The sequence below is a fragment of the Brevibacterium metallidurans genome, assembly GCF_037101285.1.
Taxonomy (GTDB): Bacteria; Actinomycetota; Actinomycetes; order Actinomycetales; family Brevibacteriaceae; genus Brevibacterium; species Brevibacterium metallidurans.
In genome coordinates this window covers 452,099-470,924 of sequence record NZ_BAAAAF010000002.1, presented here as the reverse complement: position 1 = coordinate 470,924, position 18,826 = coordinate 452,099, and the positions used below count along the sequence as shown (strand labels likewise).

Below are 18,826 nucleotides of genomic sequence, written 5' to 3'. Positions count from 1 at the left end.
GCCGGCACCGTCTCAGTGTTGGTGCCCGGGAGCTCCACATTATGCGAGTTCCCGGAGATTGAGAACAGATGAAGTTGAATCTGTGGATAACCTGCCCACGAGTCGGTCGCCGAGCCACACATGCTGGAGGAGTAATCTTGTCCGAGGACAGACCCCGACCGTGACCGCCGCAGATGTGCGCGCGCCCCTGCAAGATTGGTGCCGACTGAGCAATGACCGACCTGACGTGGATCCCGACCGAAGCCCCATCGCTGAGTGCATTCCTCGGCTTCGACCTCCAACCCATCCCCGTCATCCCGGTCATCGCGGGAATCGTCGCCGTCGGCTACATCGCAGGCTGGATCCGCCTCGCCGTCCTCGGACGCCCGTGGCCCGTCTGGCGCGGCATCCTCTTCCTCCTCGGCTGCGTCCTGCTCGCCGCAACCATGGGACTGGCCATCGAAGGCTACGGACAGGTGATGTTCTCGGTCTTCATGTTCCAGCAGATGACCTTGATGATGGCCGTACCACCGCTGCTCCTCCTCGGCGCTCCGGGAACCCTGCTCCTGCGCTCGACTCCGCGCAATCTCCCGGGACGGATGCTGCTCAAGACTGCGATCTTCGGTCTGCGCTCATGGCCGGGCAAGGTCATGGTCCACCCTCTCTTCTCGCTGCCGCTCTTCCTCGTGCTCTTCTACGGCCTCTACCTCTCCAACGCAGCCAGCTGGGTATTCAATCAGGGCGTCGGCGTCCACATCGCCCTCGAACTCGTCCTGCTGTTCACGGGTATCGTCTTCAACGCCACTCTCATCCCCGCCGACCCGCTCCCGGTTCCCGAATCCCACGTCGTCCGCATCTTCCACTCGTTCATGGAAGCTGGACTGCACGCGTTCTTCGGCGTCATCGTCATGATGGCCGCACTGCCGCTGGTCGACAAATTCGCCCAACTCCCGTCAGGTTGGGGGATCGATCCGATGGAAGACCAGAAACTCGCCGGCGGCATCGCCTGGGCCTACGGCGAAGGACCCGCCGTCCTCATCCTGCTGATCATCCTCATCACGTGGTTCCGCCAGGAGTCGAAGAACAACACGATCCGCGACCGCGAAGTGGCTCTGCACGGGGACAAGGAACTCGACGCCTACAACGAGTACCTGAAACGTCTCGCCAACGGCGAAGAGAAGGTCTGAGCGACCCTGCGATCCGGGCTGTCGGTCGGGGCCTGACTGTCCCCGGAGTTGACGCATCGTTCCTGATCAGATCGGCAGAATCGACGCTATTCGACCGAGATGGTGGCAAGTATTCTTGAGTTCAGAATCGAACACACTCGAAACTGCCTCTCTGTGTAGAACAAAAAACAAAAATAGTGCTTGACAAGTTCTAAAACAGTGTATAATGGAGAGATCAGCACAGTCGTTGATGGATGGACCTGGAGGCCATGACTCTCAACCCGGACCGCGAACCCGAGAAGGCGAATGACCACGCTTCGACTCCTCTCGAGAACGTGCCCGGTTCTGAGTGGGAGTCGAACGATCTCTTTCCCGCCGGCCGTGGTGACGACGCCGGTGTGCACGATGACAACGACAGCCGAGAAGACGGCATAATCGCAGACGTCATCTCGTTGCGCGACCAGCTCGCTGCGGCCGGATTCGACCTGACCGGGCACCCGCTTGCCGACGAGTTCGGTGCCAGAGATGCCGTCGACGTGAGCGAGCCGGCATCACCTGACGAGCCTGAAATCGATTACTTCTCTACTGTCGGCGATCCCTCAGGCGTCGAAGATCCTCCCGGCGCCGCGGACTGTTGCGGCGTTGAAGACTTCGCGTGCGTCGGGGACCGCGCCGGCGTCGTGGAGATCGACCCCGTTGAGTACGCAAACCGCAGCGAGCAAGCAGACCGGACTGAGAACGCAGACCGCACTGCGGACGCGGGGGTTCAGAGCGGGACGACCAGTGCCGGTCAGCGGCCTGACGTGGACGAGCCCCGATCCACTGCTGCTCATCAGGCAGGGGAGCAGGGAAGTTCGGCCTCTGGCATGAGCCGTCGGACAGGGGCCGATGATGAGTCTCCGGCGTGGGTGGGTCGGCACCCGCTTCTCACCGACGAAGCATGGGCCGATCTGACTGCATTCGCGCCCGAGGTCACCGGCAGCATCAGCTCTCTCATGGACTTCGACTCGGAGCTGCGATCGTTCGACCGCCCCATGGGTCCGAGTGAGGCTCTGCTCCTCGTCGACGGAGCCGAGGCGCTCTCACGTATCAGCGAAGCGCTCTCGACCCTCGCGCTCTCCGTCTACGAACGAGTCGGAACTCCGACCGAGACCGGGGCGAAGAACACGAAAGCTCTCATTCAGAACCGCCTCAACCTCACCCCATCGGAAGCGCATCGGCGCACCGAACTGGCGAAGAACCTCGGCGGTCGAGTCGACACCACCGGTCAGGCACTCGAACCACTGTGCCCCGAGGTGGCAGAAGGACTGCACACCGGAAAGCTCTCGGCAGGACAGGCGAAGGCCATCGACGACTGCATGAACGACCTGCCGGACTGGGTGACCGCGGAGCAGCGAGCCGATGTGGAGAAGCAGCTGGTCGACTATGCCCCGACCGTGCGAGTCAAGGATCTGCGTGGAATCTTCGACCACATGCTTGCCTACATCGACCCGGACGGGGAGGAGCCCCGCGAGGAGACGCCTCGAAGGGACTATTCGATCACGATTCGTCCGAAGAAGAACGGCGACTGGGTGCTCGGCGGACTGCTCGACCCTGTCTCCGGAGCCACCCTCAACGGGCTGCTCACCTCACGTATCCGCTCGGCGAGCACAGACGGCGAAGCCACTGCGCCATCGCCATTGTCGGGACCTCAACCGAATTCTGGTGAGATTGCGCCCACTTCTGGAGAGAGCACCGCTGATCACCCCGCTGTCCCGGGGCAGCAATCGCTCTTCGACGTGGTCGATCCGGTGCTTCGCGGCGATGTCTTCGACGCTCCGCTGCCGGCGATGTCTGCTCCTCCCGATTGGGCCCTCCAGACCACGCCTGACACAGGTGTCGGCGTTGATGAGCGATCAGCCGCAGATGACGGCAACGACGCTGCAGGGGAGTTCCCTGTCGGTGTGGGACTGTGTGAGGACGGCACCCCAGTCGATCTCACCGCCGAACGGCCCTCCGCCAAGGCATGGATCTACGAACGCTTCGTTACTCTGCTGGGACGGATCAGCATGGAACAGGCCGGAACCGGCTCACCGTATGCCCTCGTCGTCACGGCAAAGGCCGAAGACCTTGCGAATGGCACTGGGGAGGGCACCACGGGTGCCGAGACACCCATTCCGATGCACGAACTCATCGCGAATGGTCTCAACGGGTCGGTGTTCTTCCATCTCATGAGCGAAAAGGCCCGAACGGTGCAGGTGCTGACAGAGAAGCGGTTTGCGAACAAACATCAGGTCGCGGTCATCACCGCTCGCGACAAAGGGTGCACATTCCCCGGTTGCGATGCTCCACCCGGATGGTGCGAAGCGAACCACGTCGTCCCGTGGGCTCTCGGCGGGAAGACGGAGATCAACAATCTGGCCCTTGCATGCAGCGCCCATCATCATCTGTTGGATCGGTCTGACTGGGAGATGCGCATGTTGATCGACGGTCGGCCGGCGTGGATACCACCGGCAACGGTGGACCCTGCCCAAAGGCCGATCCTGCATCCCCGATTCATCACCGAGGAGATCATCGAATCCCTCTTCGATGACCGTAACGACGGGCCTTAGGGATGTCCTACTGCTTCGCGGCCTTCGCTGCTGCCTTCGCCTGCTTCTTGAACGCACGGACCTCTTGCAGAGTGCCTTCGTCGACCACGTCAGCGATCGACCGACGGCTGCCCTCGGTTCCGTAGTCGCCAGCGGCTTCGCGCCACCCGGGGGCCTCCAGCCCGAACTGCTTGCCGAGGAGAGCGAGGAAGATCTTGGCCTTCTGCTCGCCGAACCCGGGCAGCTTCTTCAGACGTTTGAGCACCTCGGCACCGGTCGGTGCGTCCCGGGTCCAGATCGCTGCGGTGTCGCCGTCATACTCGTCGACGATCGCCTCGGCAAGCTTCTGCACGCGCCCGGCCATCGACTTCGGGAAGCGGTGCACCGCAGGCTTCTCTGCGAACTTCTCAAGGAACTCGTCCGGGTTCATCTCGGCAATCTCGTCTACATCGAGCCTGCCCAGGCGGTCGGCGAGCTTCGCAGGTCCCGCGAACGCGACCTCCATCGGCACCTGCTGGTCAAGAAGCATCCCTGTCAGCAGTGCGAAGGGATCTTCGGCCAGCAGCTCGTCGGACTTGGGATCGCCGGAGAGAAACACGGTAGTCATCCGTCCATCCTCGCACGCTCGAACATGAGGCGCCATGCACAACCACGGGACACCAAACTCGCACGCGAGGTGTCGTAGATGTCCGAACACAAGGTGGCAAGGTTGCCCGAATGCGAGGCGCCATGCACGAACGCGAGGAGTCGTGCCCGAACACGAGGCACCATTCACGAACGCTGGCGGTGCGGGTCGAACGTCGAGCCATGAGACCAGCCTGCTGCGCCCACCAGCCTTTGAAACATCCCGAATGGAGAACACCGCCATCGGCGGCTGCGAACGGGCATAAGCTGGAGGCAGCCATCAGCGATGCGAGAAAGGGCGACGTGACATGAGTGCAGCAGTCGACTACTTCGAGACTCCCCAGCAGGACAAGCGTGTGAGCACCGGCGAATACCGGCTGAGGCTCGAAGTCCGGGAGGACGAAGACTTCGCCAAGGACGGCATGCTTGCCATGACCGAGAACGGCACCGAACTCACACCCCGCGAATTCGTCGCCCACTACGCCACCCGTGACGACGTCGACGACGCCTACTCCCGTGTGACCGACCTCCTCGCCGAGGGCGAGATCGTCCACCTCGAAGAGCGCAACGGCACGGGACAATTCACCGAATGGATCCAGCTCGCGCCCGAGGAGATGCACGTCGAACCCGGCTCGACGAGCTGACATTGATCTGCCCGTGCTCCGGGGTGCCTACCGGCGCCGACTTCGACGACTGCTGTCGCCCTGCCCTTGACGGGGAGGTGTGGCCGCCGACCGCCGAGGCGCTCATGCGTTCGCGCTACACCGCCTTCTCCCGGAAGCACGCCGACCACCTCTTCCGCACCTGGCACCCACGCACGCGTCCGAGCGACCTCGGCGTCGACGAACACGTCACCTGGACGGGCCTCGAGATCCTCGACATCAGGGCAGGATCTGAAGCCGACGACACGGGGACCGTGCACTTCCGCGCCCACTATCGCGACGACCTCGGCGATCATGTGCTCGAAGAGAACTCCGCATTCGCCCGGCGGGCGGGTCGGTGGCTGTACCTCGCTCCGGTCGAGGACTAAGTCACTGGGGATTGCCTTAATCACGGGGGACTGAGGGCCCGAGATTCCCGCTATACTGTCGGTGGCGAATCCGACGCCCAGCCGCGGTCTGACACCCCAGCTAGCAGACCATTCGGCGAAGGGGAGAGAATCCTCGGACCGCCTTGTCAGTGGAGAACTCCTGACCGGGCGTCGAGCTGGGGCGATGCGCGGTCGAGCAAGGACATCCACCGTGACCAAGAACAGCGACTTCAAAACCCTCATCCGTGCACGCATGGCGACGACGGGGGAGAACTACACCTCAGCTCGAGCCGCACTGCTGGCCGAGAACGCTGAGCGAACTGAAAGCGTCGACCGAGCCCAGAATTCCGTGCCCGCCGTGGACGCGGTGCAGAGCGGAAGCACTGACCCGACGGCCGACACAGCTCTCGAGCGGTTCAAAGCCAAGGTCCGGCGCACCTTCGTCAACGACGGGACGCTCACAGCGATCCCGACCAAGCGCCGAGCGCTCGTCGTCCTCCTCCTCGACATCCGCGAGACACTCGATCCGCACCGGATCTATACGGAGAAGGAACTCAACGACCACCTCGGCGGATTCCACCCGGACTTCGCCCGGCTGCGTCGCGAACTCATCGACTACGGCTACCTCGAACGCAACGCCCACACCGGTGAGTACTGGATGGCTGCGACACTGCCGAAGCGAGAGGGCAACCTCTACCAGGAGGCCGGGGTGTTCGAGACCGCGCTGCGCTGAGGGCGATGGGCGAGGCTGCGCTGAGGGCGTCGACCGAGGCCTGTTCGCGGCGACGTAGACACTCCCGCAGCGAATGCGGACGGAACTGTTGCAATGATGGGCTGCGAATGTTTCGGCACCGCGGTGACGACCGCGTATTCTTGGAATCTCGACGGACAAGGACCGCAGAAGGAGCATCCATGGGCCAGGCATACCACGCCGATTCGACCGACCTCACCGACAAAGAGATCCTCACCTGGGACACCTTCGGCCAGTCGGCCAGAGACCTCGCCCAGATCATCGCCGACTCCGACTACGACCCGGAGATCGTCATCGCGATCGCCCGCGGCGGCCTCCTGCCCGCCGGAGCCCTCGCGTACGCGCTCGGCCTCAAGCTCTCCGACGCCATCAACGTCGAGTTCTACACCGACGTCGAGGAGACCCTTCCCGACCCGATCCTGCTCGCCCCGATGCTCGACATCGACGCGATCAAAGGCAAGAAGCTCCTCGTCGTCGACGACGTCGCCGACTCAGGCCGCACCCTGGCCCTCGTCCTCGAACTGCTCAAGAAGAACGGCGCCGAAGCACAGTCCGCCGTCATCTACGCGAAGTCCGCATCGATCGTCGACCCCGACTTCGTGTGGAAGCGCACCGATCAGTGGATCGTCTTCCCATGGTCAGCAGAGCCCCCGGTCGAACCGTCGAAGTAGACCGCCGAGGCGCGGACGACTCGACGACGGAGATCCCCGCACCCTGCGGCCAGGTGCGCGGGATCATCGACGGCGACGTCATCCGTGCCCGCGGCATCCGCTACGCCCGTGCCGAGCGGTTCGCCCACCCCGTCGACGAACCACCCGTCGACCTCATCGACGCCACCCGACCCGGGCCTGCGAGCCCCCAACATCGAGTCGACCCCAACGCGGACATCAGCTTCGACCAGATCGGCGGCCTGACCACCAGCGAAGACTGCCTGCGGCTGAGCGTGACTATGCCGCGCGACGCCGAGACCCCGCTGCCGGTTCTCGTCTGGATCCACGGCGGCGCCTACGTCACCGGGGCCGGAGACGCGGAGATCTACGACCCGCACACCCTGGTGACCGAACAGCGCATCATCGTCGTCTCGCTCACCTACCGCCTCGGCGTGCTCGGCTACCTCGGGCAGGGCCGGCCGGAGCATTCGAACCTCGGGCTCCTCGACCAGATCTCCGCCCTGCGCTGGGTGCAGCGCAACATCGCCGCCTTCGGAGGCGACCCGAACGCCGTGACCATCGCGGGGCAGAGCGCCGGTGCCGACGCCTGCGCCCACCTCATGATCGCCGAGGCGACCGAGGGCCTCTTCTCGCGTGTGATCATGGCATCCGCTCCCTTGGGACTCTCCGGCGGCACCGACTCGATGAACTGGGCGATGGCGAAGGTCGCCGCCCGCATCCCCGACGGTGCGACGATCACCGAGATCCTCGCCGCCCAGGACGAAGTGCACAAAGCCGCGCTCGTCGGCGGCCTCCACGCCGGCATGTGCTTCGGCGTCCACTACGGCGCCTACCCCCTGCCGCCCCGTGCAGACGCCGCCGCTGCCTGGGCGAGAGTCGCACCGAAGTACGACGTGCTCATGACCCGCACCGAACGTGAGATCGCCTTCTTCGCCGGCTTCGTCCCCGCCTTCCACCGCCTCCACGACCGCCGCCTGACCTCGCCGATGCTCGAATCCCTCATCTCCGGGATCACCTCAGCCGTCTACACCCGCGCGGCAAAGGCCTTCTACGACCGCCACCGGATGTCTGGTGGCCAAGGTGCCCGCCTCCTCATCGTCTCCCGCGGCGACGGCAGCTTCTTCGACGCCGCCCATTCCGGTGATCTGCCCCTGCTCTTCCCCGGTCCCGTGTGGGATGAGAGCTTCCTCGACTACGGTTCCACCGCCGAGGTGGCCGGCCCCGAACTGCGACGGATCTGGGGCCGCTTCACCACCTCCGGGGCGCTGCCCCGCGTGCGGGTCCCAGGCCTCATCGACATCCTCGGCTGAGAATCTCGGGTACTCTGGGCACTCGAACAGTCCTGGTCCCGGACAGTCGGCTGAGGATCATTGTCGGACACCGTCTGTGAACGGATGCCGACACCGGGATGCGGACCCGACGCGAATCCCAACACTTTCCCAACACCCGACCTAGCCTTTCGGCTAGGGTGTTCTGTCTCCCCGATTCCTAAACTCGAAGAGTTGCCTGAAGCTGTTCGAGGAGAACCGTGAGACACCAGCAAGGATTCGTATCCCGGCTTGCGCGCGCCGGCGTCGCCGTCGCCACCGCCCTGGTCCTCTCGTTCTCGACCGTCCCCGTAGCTCACGCCGACGAGACCGCTCCCACCCAGAGCGATACCCCCTCCGATACCCCCATCCCCGCCGAGGCTCCGGCCTCGGCCCCAGACGAAACGCCGAAGTCCTCGTCGCCTGAGGACGATGCTCCCGCGAAGGCACCGAAGAGCGTCGCTCCGCAGGACGATGCCTCCGCGAAGGCACCTAAGAGTGTCGCCCCGCAATCGGTGCCCCGCGCCAGCGGCGACAACGCCGTCATCACTGTCAAGGTCGGCGGCGACCGGACAAGCGAGACGACCGTCAAGGGTCTCGCAGGCGTCAAGCTGCGCCTGTACTCCGACAACCGCGGCAGTGTCGGCTCCCGGATCGGCGACAGCTGGGCCTCGTGCACCTCTGATGCCGATGGTGACTGCTCGTTCACGGTTCCCCAGACCAGTTGTACGCTCTTCTGCACCTCATTTACCTCCCAGGCCAACCGCGACAAGCGCTTCTGGATCGTCCAGGAATCCGCTCCCGAAGGCTGGTCGGCCAACGACAGGTTCGTCGTCGGCACCGCCGCTGACAACTCCACCGAGCGCTACGCCTTCCGCACTGGTGACCAGCTGCGCTCTGGAAACACCTACCGCTCGGGCCAGCACTTCATGACCGTCGGCAAACGCGGGTCCGACCTGACGAACTCGACGGGCACGTGGCAGAACACCCGCAGCAACCCCAGCCTGCAGGTCTCCTGCTCGGCGGGACTCCGCGTCGCCCTCGTCCTCGACCTCTCCGGTTCGGTGTCGAACTCCAATGCCCTCGGCACCCTCAAGGACGCTTCGAAGGGCATGGTCGACGCCCTCAAGGGCACCAACTCCTCGATGGCCCTGTACACGTTCTCCGACAACTCGCCGCGCAACGACACCGACGACGGACGCAACTGGCCCTCGATGTCGATCGACCCCGGCAACAACGCCGGCACCATCAAGAAGCGCATCGACGCCTACAACACCGGCGGCGGCACGAACTGGGACAGCGCGATGTGGCAGGCCGCCAACGTCGCCGACCCCTACGACCTCGTGGTCGTCGTCACCGACGGCATGCCCACCTACTCGATGGGCAACACGAGCAACGACGGCGGCAACGGCTCGAAGACGAACTTCGACGAGATCGAATCCGCAGTCTTCTCCGCCAACGCCATCAAAGCCAAGGGCAGCCGCCTCATGGCCGTCGGCGTCGGCGACGGAGTCAAGAACGGCGGCCCCAACCTCGCAGCGATCTCCGGCAGCACCAAGCACACCACCGGAGGCTCGATCAACGACGCCGACTACTTCCAAGCCGGTTGGGAAGAACTCGCCGACCTCATGGCCAGCGTCGCCAAGGGCGCGACCTGCCGGGCGGACATCGAGATCGACAAGAAGACGCTCGCCTACGGAGCAAACACACCGGCACCCGGCGGTGCGGGATGGACGTTCGGGGTGACCGCCTCGGCGCCGGGAACACTGGGCCCCACCTCGAAGCAGACGACCGGGGAGACCTCCAAGGTCGCCTACCAGGTGAAGTTCCAGACCCCCAAGCCCGCCACCTCGTCGAAGGTGAGCATCGAAGAGCTGCTCACGCAGGCCCAGACCGCCGACGGATGGGCACTCGACGCCGTCGAATGCCGCATAAACGGCCAGAAGGTCTCCGTGACCAAGGACGCGATCAGCCTCAACGTCACCGTCGGCGACGCCGTCAAGTGCACGGTGACGAACAAGCAGAGCCTCGTGCCCGGCATCGACATCGAGAAGAAGGCGTGGGACACCCCGACCGCCGCCGGCCTCGACGGGGCGAAGGAGATCAAGGCCGGGGAGACCGTCACCGACGGGCGCACCGTGACCTGGACCTACCTCGTGAAGAACACCGGCAAGACCCCCCTCGACGGCATCACGGTCGTCGACGACAAGCTTCCCGCTTCCTCAGTGAAGTGCCCGAAGACCCGCCTGAACCCGGGCGAAACCATGACCTGCTCCGCCTCTGGCGCAGTGAAGTAGAACCGAAACACGACAACAGGAGAGAATCGTGAAGAAGCAGACCCTCGGAATCATCGCCGGAGCAGCCGGAGCAGCCCTGCTCCTCGGTGGCGGAACCTTCGCCCTCTGGACCGACAGCGCCGAAGCCGACGGCGGACAGATCACCGCCGGTAACCTCGACGTCGCCGTCACCGAATCCGGCTGGCAGGACATCTCGGCCGACCGTGCCGACAGCCCGCACGCCATCGACCTCAAGACCTTCAAGATCATCCCGGGCGACACCGTCCAGGGCAAGTACGGCGTCGACGTCGGCCTCGAGGGCGACAACATGGTCGCGAAGCTCAAGCTCGCCGGCGGCGGAGCGCTCGAAGGTGCCCTCTCCCAGGGCCTCTCGCTCAAGTACTCCGTCCAGGACGCCTCGGGCAAGGAGATCGCCACCGGTGACAACGCCGGCGTCGAGCTCTCCCTCGTCTCCTCGGACAACACCGACCCCGGCAGCACCCAGGTCGCCGCCGGCAAGGCCGTCGACGGCACCGCCGACTTCAACGTCGTCGTCACCGCCGAATTCGACAAGAGCACCCCGAACCAGGAGCTCGTCAAGACCCAGGCCGCCCTCGCCGGCTCGAACATCCAGCTCCAGCAGGATCGCTGAGGCTGACCCGCAGCCTGAGGAATCAGGCGACCGACACACGAGGATGACAACGATGGCACGACACTCCCGGACCTCGGGATTCGCACGCGGACTGCGGTCCGGGGTGTTCGCCATCGTCCTCATCGGCTTTCTCGGCCTGACCGTCGCCATCGGCGTCGTGCCCAAGGTGATGAACGGTGCGGCGCTGACGGTGCTCACCGGGTCGATGGAGCCGACCTACGAACCCGGCGACATCGTCGTCTCGGTTCCCCAGGACAGCTACAGCATCGGCGACCCGGTGACCTTCCAGCCGCGTTCGGGCGATCCCATGCTCATCACGCACCGGGTCGTCGCGGTCACCGACACCCCAGACGGCCGGACCTACGTCACCCGCGGAGACGCGAACGGCAACGACGACGAACCCATCGTCGACGCCCAGGTGATGGGCAAGGTCATCTACTCGATCCCGAAGCTCGGCTACGTGCAGCAGGCCGTGGGCGGGAACAAGGGACTGCTCGTGGCAGGCATCGGCTTCGTGCTCATCGCCTACGCCGTCTACGCGCTCGTCTCCGCAGGCATCGAGAAACGCCGCGCGAAGAAGCACGGAGCCCACGAGGCGACTGATACAGCACCACAGACTCGCGAGATGGAGAACAGGACATGACGACGAGGAAGAGCTGGCGCATGCCGATCCTCACCGCCGCAGTCCTCATCGCCGGCACTGCCGCAGGAGGCGGGACCATGGCGCTGTGGAAGACCGCCGGTCAGGCCACCCCTGCGACGATCATCGCCGGAGACCTCGGCGTCACCGCTGGTGAGACCACGTGGACGGAGACCTCGCCCGATGTGAAGAACACCGGACGCACGATCGACCCCGAGACCTTCCTCGTCCGCCAGGGCGACACCGTGGAGATGAGCCAGGAGTTCACGACCCGGATCGACGGCGACAACATGACCGCGCAGATCAGCGTCGCCTGGGTGGACCCCGCGCAGCTCCCCGACGGCGTGAGCGCGAACTACGAGGTCCGCGATGCCGCCGGCAAGCGCCTCGGCGATCCCGCCCCACTGGGCACGGCGATCACCCTCGACGAGGACCGCCTGAGCACCGACGACGCTGGACGTGAGGACGAGTTCTCCGTTGCCGTCTCCCTCGACTTCGCCGACCTCGACGACCGCTTCGGTGCCGAGAGTCCCGTCCAGGTCGCCGACCTCGGCCGCTTCTCCCTCACCCTCGACCAGGTCCGTGACGCGGGAGGCCGGCCATGAACCGGAAGCTGCGCAACACCGGAATCCTCAGCATCGCAGCGGCGCTCGGCATCCTCCTCGGCGTGGGTGGCGGAACTCTGGCCCTGTGGAGCGACACCGCCCACGGGGACGGTGAGATCTCCAGCGGTTACGAGTACTTCGCCGCCGGCCGGGTCGATAACACTCAGGCCGCGAAGGACGGTTCCGTGAAGGTGGGAATCGGCCCCGCCGAGGCGGAGGTCCTGCTCAAGAACGGCGAAGTCGCCGTGCCCCTCCAGACCGATTCGCTCAGCCAGGGCAACAAGGGCCTGCGCTACGAGATCACCCCGCCGAACTGGAGTGACGGCATCTTCGGAGCCTCAGACGTCTCGATCTTCCGGGTGAGCGCACCGAGCGAATGCACCGTACCCAACACACCGAGCACGCCCCAAGAGCTGCGCTCGACGCCCGTGAGCGCGGACTACTCGGACACCACCGAGCCGACCACCGAATACTGGTGCGTCACGGCCAAGCTGAAGAACGACGGCGTGGTCGGTGAGTATGAGAACACCGCGACCGTCACCGCGAAGGACCCCGCCGGAACCGAAGTCGAGGCGACGGACTCGTGGAACGCGAAGGTTCGACTCGGGCTCGACCCGAAGAAGGAACCCACACGAGAGATCGCCTTCGACTACGAGACCTTCCGCCCGGGAGGTGCCACCCCGTGAGACTCCCACGTGCTTTGGCGACCCTGACGATCGCCGGCCTCCTCGCACTCGGCACTGCGACCGCCGCCGAGGCGGCCCCGACCGACACAGCCATCCAGATGTCCTGGGACGGCAGCGCCTACAGCGACACGACGACGGAGACCTTCGTCGGATTCCCCGTCACCGTCCCCGGCGACTCCACGAGCCGCACCCTCACCGTGCGCAATGACGGTCCCACCGATGGAACCCTCACGGTGAGCATCGTCGACGTCGACCTCCTCACAGCCGACATCCCCGACGAGTTCTACGACGACCTGGGCATCGACTGGAAGCGCGGCTCCTCGTCGATCAAGGACCTCGCGGCTGCCGGGACGACCCGGATCATGGAGATCCCCCTCGCCAAGGGGGAGACCACTCCGGTGACCATCGGCTACGACTTCCCGATCGAAGCGACCTCGGGCAACAAGTCGAACGTCGGTGCACGACAGGGCAGCTTCGACGTCCTCCTCGAACTCGGCGGCGACGCCACCGACCCCGACAGCGGTTCGGGCAGTGATGGCTCGGGCAAGGACTCGGGCAGCGACGGGTCGGGTAAGAACTCGGGGAGCGATGGGTCGGGCAACGACTCTTCGACGCAGAGCGACGCATCCTCGAACGCGGGGTCGAACGCCGCATCGAACGCGGGGTCGAACTCCGACGGCACGACCGCCGACGGCACGACCGCCGACGGCGGCTACCTGCCGCGCACCGGCGGTGCGATGTGGTGGATGGCGATCCTCGGCGCCGTGCTCGCCGGTGCCGGTGCCGCCATGGTCCGAGCCGTCCGCCGCCGCAGCTGAGATGACTACCGCGTGACAGTCTCACCGGCGTCCTGGAAGACCTTCGCGACCTCGCTGCGCCGTTTGAGCTGAAGCTTCCGCAGAACGTTCGACACGTGATAGCGGACCGTCGCCGGGCTGACGAAGAGCTCTGCGGCGATCTCCTGATTGCTCCGCCCCCGGGCGAGCAGCCGCCCGATCTCGAGCTCGCGGGCCGTCAGCGTCCCCACGAGATTCTCACCCATCTTCGCCACCGTGCCCAATGCCTCGACGATGCCCGGAGCGTAGGCCTCGGCACCGATTCTGCGCACGATCGCCAACGCATGGTCGAGTGCCGACCGGGCTCTGTCCCGGTCGCCCAAGCCGATGAGGAAGATCCCGTAGTCGCGCAGTGTCAGCGCCCGGGGGAGCGGGAACCGATCGTCGCCGAGGGCCGCATCGAAGTGCCGTTCCGCCTCGGCGACGGATTTCGACTTGTCCGACCGACCCCCTGAGGACACGGAACCGCGGCCCCCTCCGGACACGGAATCGCGGCCCATGACACCGTCGATCTCGAACCTCGGGGCCGCGCATTCCGCCGCGACGAGCCTGGCCCGAAGCCAGTCGACCGACCCCCAGTACGGCTGCCATCCCTGGCTCCGAGCGGCGTCGATCGCCTCGATGAGCTCCCTGGCCTCGTCGAACCGCTCGAGGTCGATGAGGGCGTGCGCACGATAGCTGAGGAACCCGCGCTGGGTGCCCTGGAGGTTTCGCACCTTCTGCGGCGACGATGCGGCGACGACCCCGTCCGGATCGCCGTGGGCGCGAGCACGTTCGCACGAGGCCGTGATGACCATGTCCGCGGCGTACGGCTGCCACGACATAGCCGTCTGCCGGTGTGTCTGCGCCTCGAGGTCGATGAAGTCGGGAACCCCACGGGCGGCATTGAGCCACGCCTGCAGCCCGCTCAGCGGCAGCCGGGTCTCGACGTCGATCGTGCTGCCGCTCGACTCGGTGGCGGCGACGACGAGTTCGGCGGCCTCATCGAGCGATCCGGTCAGCGAGAACGCATGGGCGTGGATGAGGCGCATGGTGCCGGCCGCCCACGGTTTCCGGACCGTTTCGAGGAGGTCGACGCCGACCCCTGAGAGCCGCCGGGCACGGTCGATCTCGCCGATCGTCATGGCGACCACGGCCAGCGGGGTGAGGGCGTCGATCTTGTACGAACTCGGCTCGAGACCGAGGACCCGAGGCTCGAACTCGTCGAGTCGGTCGGAGATCGTCGCCGCATCGAGTTCGAGGACGAGTTGGAGCATCCGGAAGGCCTCGAGGACGAGCGAGCACAGCGCCGGGGCGACCATCCAGCGCATCGCCGGGTTGTCCACCTCGTCGGGATGCCTGGGAGCACGGGCGATCATCGCCTGCGCCTGGTCGATCGCCGCGCCGAGGTCGCTGAAGTCCTGACTGCGGATGATCTCGATGACCTCGAGGAACGCCGCATACGCCTGCAGGGTGCGCTCCTCCGGTGAGTCGGTGGGAACGGCGAGGAACTCCGCGAGCCGGTGGACGGGAAACTCCTGATCCTTGCGGTGGGCGAAGATCGTGAGGATGATGCACTCGCGGACCGCGCTCGGAGGCAGGGCCTCGAACTCGTCGATGAGATCGAGCACCGAGTACACCGTCTTGTTCTGCATATTGAGCAGAGCCAGATGGATGAGCAGCGAGGTGCGCGCCTCACCGTCGGCGATGTCGAGGCTGCGGCGCATGACATCGTTGACCGCTTCGAAATTGCGCGCCCGCACCGCCTCGGTGACGAACGCTTCGACCGCTGCCGCAAGCTCCGCATTCCATTCCGTCGCCCCGCTCAGCGTGTACCACATGCGCCGGAACCCGTGCGCCGACGGCGCCAGCGCCCGATAGATCGCCTGTGCCCGCTCACGTGGAAGGGTCTGGCGCACCGCATGCGCGATGAGGGAGTGTCGGGTCGCCACGGTCGAACCGAACCCCGATTCGGTGAGAACGGATGCCGTCACCGCAGGCTCGATGTCGACGACCTCATCGAGGTGCGCGGCCACCTCTCGCACGACGTGGGGCGCAAGCTCGGTGTCGGCGCAGCTGACGATCTCGACTGCCAACCGGGCAGGATCGGGCAGTTCGAACACCGGGGCGAGCAGCGGATTGTGGACCGGATCGACCCCGCGGATGGGAATGTCCCAGAGCAGGTGGAGTTTGTTGCGCTCCTGCGGGGTGATGCGGCGGAAGATGCTGTCCACGCTGAGGAACGACCCGCCGGTGGCGTTGCGCAGGGTCTCGGCTGTGAATGGGGAGATCGAGGCCCCGAGCACATCGACGGCGAGGGCTTGGATCTCCTCGACGGTCAGCGGTTCGAGGACGATGTTCTCCCCGTGGGGAGCCGACTCGGCGAGATCGGCGAAGAACGACACGGGTGCGGCCTCGATGTCGGGCAGCCTGCCGGCGACGACGATGAAGATCCCCAGGCCCATGACCCGGGGGACCATGTAGCGCAGCACGAGACGGGATTCGACGTCGATCCACTGGGCGTCGTCGACGATGATGGTCTGCAGCTCGGGCCGGTCGCGTTCGGCGAACTCGGCGATGCTCTCCCGGGCGATGTCGATGGGCGAGCGGTGGACGTCGATGACGCGGAACGGTGCGAGACCGGTGCTCATCAGCCTCTCGACGAAGCTGTACGGGGCGTCCTTCTCGAACTCGTCAGCCGTGGCGAAGGCGACGGGCGAGGTGGGGAACATCCTCTCCCCGATCTTGCGCAGCAGCCAGGTCTTGCCCGTGCCGGCGAATCCGGTCACCATGCACAGCATCCCGCCTTCGGTCACCGCCCTGCGGCAGATGTCGTCGACGAGGCGATCGCGTGCTCTGATGGGGCTCAAAGTCACAGATGTTTCCTTTGTGGTGGGGAGGGCTGCACTCTCATGATCGAACATCCGTTCACGACAGGTGAAGTCAACACGCCGTGGAGAGTGCCTCGTTATCCGACCGTAATCCATCCTCGTGTGCGGGGGCTACGCTGAAGATGTGAAGATCACACAAGTCTCCGCCGCCCGGCTGCTCTCCCTCGACCTGATCGGTTCGTCGTCGGATGATCCCGCCGAGGTGGTCCGCCGCCTCGCATGCGTCCAGGCCCAGGCCCTGCCCGGGGCGCTGGTGTCCGTGGCCCTGCGTCTGCGGCAGCCGTCGGTGGCTGCGGTGCGGGCGGCGATCGAGGCGGGAGACATCGTGCGGTCGTGGACGCAGCGCGGCACGATCCACTTCGCTGCGGCCGAGGACATCGGCTGGATCCTCGCCCTCACCGCACCCCGCCTGATCAGGTCGCAGACAGCCAGGCGCGAGCACTTCGGGGTGAGCGAGGAGATGCTCGAACGTGCCGCCGACCTCGCCGAATCGGCGATCTCCACACGTGGGCCGCTGAGCAGGGAGGACCTCCTCGCGGAGTTCGCACCCCTCATGCACGGGGTGGGCGAAGGGGAGGAGTACGGTCGCGAACGCTACCTTCTCACGACCCTGGCGATGCGCGGCATCATCGTCCAATCCGGTTTCGCCGCCGATCGCGACGAGCTCGCCTACGTCCTGCGCGATCACTCGGGAGACGCCGGCATCGACGCTGAGACCGCGCTGACCGAGTGGATGCGGCGCTATGTGCTCAGTCATGGGCCGGTCACTGTCGATGATGCGGCGCGCTGGACGGGCCTGCCGAAGACGCTGATCCGCGCGGCGCTGCGAGCCGCCGTCGACGAGGGCGCGATCGTCGCGACCGACATCGACGATCGCGAGCATTTCCAGGCCCCCGACCTCGACGACCGCCTCGGCGAGGGGGAAGCCGACACACAGACGATGCTGCTGCTGCCGGGCTTCGACGAACTCATCCTCGGCTACAAGGACCGCAGTCAGACGCTCGCCCCCGCCCACGAGAAAGCCGTCGTGCCCGGCGGCAACGGGATGTTCAAGAACACCGTCATCGCCGGCACGCGGGCGCGCGGAACGTGGAAGCGCTCACCGAAGAAGACAGGTCCACGGGTGGTCGTCGAACCCTTCACCGGGGAGTCCGTCGACCTCGACCGCGCCGAGGCGATCGCCGAGACCCACCCGGCGTTCGGCTGAGGCAGACAGAGTGAGGGAAGACCATGAGGCTCGGGATCATCGTCAATCCGCTCCACGCCCGGACCCATCGTGCCCACCACCGGCTCGTCACCCTGCTCGACGCCGTCCACGTCCGCTACCGGACGGTGTCGACGACCGCGACGCGCACGGGCGCCCGGCAGGCCGCTGACCTCGTCGAATGGGGTGCGAAGGCAGTCGTCGTCCTCGGCGGCGACGGCACTCTCCGCGCTGCGGCCCCGGTGCTCGCCGAGGCGGACGTCCCGGTCCTCATCATCCCCACCGGGACGGGCAACGTCTTCAGCCGGGCGATCGGAGTCCACACGGTCCGCGCAGGACTGCGCCTGTGCGAGGAGTTCGTCCACGGCGCGGCCGGCCGAGCGGCCGTGCCCGTGTGCACGGCCGACTGCACCGATGCCGAGGGGGTGCGCCGTCACGAGCACTTCCTCTCCCTGTCAGGCATCGGCGGCGACGCCCACGCGGTGGCCGGACACCGGCGCGCATGGGGTCTGCTCGGCTACGCCCGGGGTGCGATCGGTGCGCTCTTCGCCCCCGAGCACACGGTGAGCATCGACGGCGAGAGTCTGCGCGTGTGGGCAGTCATGGCCGCGAAGACCTCCCGCCCGGCCGGTCCCATTCCCGTCTTCCCCGGCGCCGAGGTGACCGATGAGGACATCGACTTCCTCGCCGTCGTCCTCGGCACCGACTCGCCCGTCGCCCGCCTGCGTGTGTGGGCGGGGATCGGCACAGCCTGTGTGCGCGGCTGCCCCGAGGCCGACCCTGCGATGCGGTACTGGACCGCGCCGGCGGCCACGGTCACCGTCGACGAGCCCGCGCCCGTGCATCTCGACGGGGACCACCTCGGCGAATTCACCGCGATCGAAGTGAGCACGGGCGAGCTGCTTCTCGACGTCGTCACGCCGCCGAACTGAGGCACTGCAGGACGCGCTCACCGCCGG

At 66.2% G+C, this 18,826-nt stretch carries 17 protein-coding genes; 15 read left to right on the top strand and 2 right to left on the bottom strand.

Features of this window, described 5'->3' with window-relative positions; all coding sequences use genetic code 11:
* Positions 1-212 precede the first annotated feature (212 nt).
* Positions 213-1,166, top strand: coding sequence for a cytochrome c oxidase assembly protein (locus tag AACX88_RS04810; RefSeq protein ID WP_339391963.1), 954 nt, complete (start codon positions 213-215; stop codon positions 1,164-1,166).
* A 233-nt stretch (positions 1,167-1,399) separates the two neighbouring features.
* The gene (locus tag AACX88_RS04805) at positions 1,400-3,736 is read left to right on the top strand and encodes an HNH endonuclease signature motif containing protein (protein ID WP_339391962.1); all 2,337 of its coding nucleotides are present in this window, start codon (positions 1,400-1,402) and stop codon (positions 3,734-3,736) included.
* 7 nt (positions 3,737-3,743) lie between these two features.
* Here the strand turns inward: AACX88_RS04805 and AACX88_RS04800 are convergent, their stop codons facing one another.
* Positions 3,744-4,322 carry an HhH-GPD-type base excision DNA repair protein gene (locus tag AACX88_RS04800; protein ID WP_339391961.1) on the bottom strand — a complete coding sequence of 193 codons (579 nt, stop codon included), beginning with the start codon at positions 4,320-4,322 and terminating at the stop codon, positions 3,744-3,746.
* A 325-nt stretch (positions 4,323-4,647) separates the two neighbouring features.
* Between AACX88_RS04800 and AACX88_RS04795 the strand changes: the two genes are divergently transcribed.
* The 11 genes from AACX88_RS04795 (at position 4,648) to AACX88_RS04745 (ending at position 13,775) form a co-directional block, all read left to right on the top strand.
* Positions 4,648-4,983 (top strand): hypothetical protein, encoded by a 336-nt coding sequence (locus AACX88_RS04795; protein WP_339391960.1) that lies wholly within the window; start codon positions 4,648-4,650, stop codon positions 4,981-4,983.
* Positions 4,929-5,369 carry a YchJ family protein gene (locus tag AACX88_RS04790; protein WP_339391959.1) on the top strand — a complete coding sequence of 147 codons (441 nt, stop codon included), beginning with the start codon at positions 4,929-4,931 and terminating at the stop codon, positions 5,367-5,369. Before AACX88_RS04795 ends, AACX88_RS04790 begins: the two co-directional genes overlap by 55 nt.
* A 211-nt stretch (positions 5,370-5,580) precedes the next feature.
* On the top strand, positions 5,581-6,102 hold the full coding sequence (locus AACX88_RS04785) for a DUF2087 domain-containing protein (protein WP_339391958.1): 522 nt from the start codon (positions 5,581-5,583) through the stop codon (positions 6,100-6,102).
* Between the two features lie 179 nt (positions 6,103-6,281).
* On the top strand, positions 6,282-6,791 hold the full coding sequence (locus tag AACX88_RS04780) for a phosphoribosyltransferase (protein ID WP_339391957.1): 510 nt from the start codon (positions 6,282-6,284) through the stop codon (positions 6,789-6,791).
* A complete protein-coding gene (locus AACX88_RS04775; RefSeq protein ID WP_339391956.1) occupies positions 6,755-8,101 on the top strand; it encodes a carboxylesterase family protein in 1,347 nt (448 codons plus the stop codon). Before AACX88_RS04780 ends, AACX88_RS04775 begins: the two co-directional genes overlap by 37 nt.
* A gap of 218 nt (positions 8,102-8,319) precedes the next feature.
* Positions 8,320-10,395, top strand: a complete 2,076-nt coding sequence (locus AACX88_RS04770; RefSeq protein ID WP_339391955.1) for a vWA domain-containing protein — start codon at positions 8,320-8,322, stop codon at positions 10,393-10,395.
* Positions 10,396-10,423: 28 nt separating this feature from the next.
* The gene (locus AACX88_RS04765) at positions 10,424-11,026 is read left to right on the top strand and encodes an alternate-type signal peptide domain-containing protein (RefSeq protein WP_339391954.1); all 603 of its coding nucleotides are present in this window, start codon (positions 10,424-10,426) and stop codon (positions 11,024-11,026) included.
* A gap of 52 nt (positions 11,027-11,078) precedes the next feature.
* Positions 11,079-11,669: a signal peptidase I gene (locus AACX88_RS04760; RefSeq protein WP_339391953.1), complete on the top strand. Its 591-nt coding sequence runs from the start codon at positions 11,079-11,081 to the stop codon at positions 11,667-11,669.
* Positions 11,666-12,271 carry a hypothetical protein gene (locus AACX88_RS04755; RefSeq protein ID WP_339391952.1) on the top strand — a complete coding sequence of 202 codons (606 nt, stop codon included), beginning with the start codon at positions 11,666-11,668 and terminating at the stop codon, positions 12,269-12,271. Before AACX88_RS04760 ends, AACX88_RS04755 begins: the two co-directional genes overlap by 4 nt.
* The gene (locus AACX88_RS04750) at positions 12,268-12,957 is read left to right on the top strand and encodes a SipW-dependent-type signal peptide-containing protein (protein WP_339391951.1); all 690 of its coding nucleotides are present in this window, start codon (positions 12,268-12,270) and stop codon (positions 12,955-12,957) included. Before AACX88_RS04755 ends, AACX88_RS04750 begins: the two co-directional genes overlap by 4 nt.
* Positions 12,954-13,775 carry an LPXTG cell wall anchor domain-containing protein gene (locus AACX88_RS04745; protein ID WP_339391950.1) on the top strand — a complete coding sequence of 274 codons (822 nt, stop codon included), beginning with the start codon at positions 12,954-12,956 and terminating at the stop codon, positions 13,773-13,775. The genes AACX88_RS04750 and AACX88_RS04745 overlap by 4 nt, the downstream gene beginning before the upstream one ends.
* A gap of 5 nt (positions 13,776-13,780) precedes the next feature.
* On the opposite strand, the gene AACX88_RS04740 is transcribed toward AACX88_RS04745, so the two are convergent.
* Positions 13,781-16,648, bottom strand: coding sequence for a LuxR C-terminal-related transcriptional regulator (locus tag AACX88_RS04740; protein ID WP_339391949.1), 2,868 nt, complete (start codon positions 16,646-16,648; stop codon positions 13,781-13,783).
* A gap of 139 nt (positions 16,649-16,787) precedes the next feature.
* Here AACX88_RS04740 and AACX88_RS04735 point away from each other — a divergent pair, with 139 nt between their 5' ends.
* Together AACX88_RS04735 and AACX88_RS04730 are read left to right on the top strand one after the other, a co-directional pair.
* Positions 16,788-17,870: a winged helix DNA-binding domain-containing protein gene (locus tag AACX88_RS04735; RefSeq protein ID WP_339391948.1), complete on the top strand. Its 1,083-nt coding sequence runs from the start codon at positions 16,788-16,790 to the stop codon at positions 17,868-17,870.
* Between the two features lie 23 nt (positions 17,871-17,893).
* Positions 17,894-18,799, top strand: a complete 906-nt coding sequence (locus AACX88_RS04730) for a diacylglycerol/lipid kinase family protein (RefSeq protein WP_339391947.1) — start codon at positions 17,894-17,896, stop codon at positions 18,797-18,799.
* The last annotated feature ends 27 nt before the right edge of the window (positions 18,800-18,826 follow it).

Excerpts from the sequence above, each read along its gene's own strand:
- AACX88_RS04750 (WP_339391951.1), top strand. The coding sequence starts at position 12,268 with ATGAACCGGAAGCTGCGCAACACCGGAATCCTCAGCATCGCAGCGGCG.
- AACX88_RS04775 (WP_339391956.1), top strand. The coding sequence starts at position 6,755 with ATGGTCAGCAGAGCCCCCGGTCGAACCGTCGAAGTAGACCGCCGAGGC.
- AACX88_RS04805 (WP_339391962.1), top strand. The coding sequence starts at position 1,400 with ATGGACCTGGAGGCCATGACTCTCAACCCGGACCGCGAACCCGAGAAG.
- AACX88_RS04790 (WP_339391959.1), top strand. The coding sequence starts at position 4,929 with ATGGATCCAGCTCGCGCCCGAGGAGATGCACGTCGAACCCGGCTCGAC.
- AACX88_RS04780 (WP_339391957.1), top strand. The coding sequence starts at position 6,282 with ATGGGCCAGGCATACCACGCCGATTCGACCGACCTCACCGACAAAGAG.
- AACX88_RS04800 (WP_339391961.1), bottom strand. The coding sequence starts at position 4,322 with ATGACTACCGTGTTTCTCTCCGGCGATCCCAAGTCCGACGAGCTGCTG.
- AACX88_RS04755 (WP_339391952.1), top strand. The coding sequence starts at position 11,666 with ATGACGACGAGGAAGAGCTGGCGCATGCCGATCCTCACCGCCGCAGTC.
- AACX88_RS04810 (WP_339391963.1), top strand. The coding sequence starts at position 213 with ATGACCGACCTGACGTGGATCCCGACCGAAGCCCCATCGCTGAGTGCA.
- AACX88_RS04730 (WP_339391947.1), top strand. The coding sequence starts at position 17,894 with ATGAGGCTCGGGATCATCGTCAATCCGCTCCACGCCCGGACCCATCGT.
- AACX88_RS04760 (WP_339391953.1), top strand. The coding sequence starts at position 11,079 with ATGGCACGACACTCCCGGACCTCGGGATTCGCACGCGGACTGCGGTCC.
- AACX88_RS04795 (WP_339391960.1), top strand. The coding sequence starts at position 4,648 with ATGAGTGCAGCAGTCGACTACTTCGAGACTCCCCAGCAGGACAAGCGT.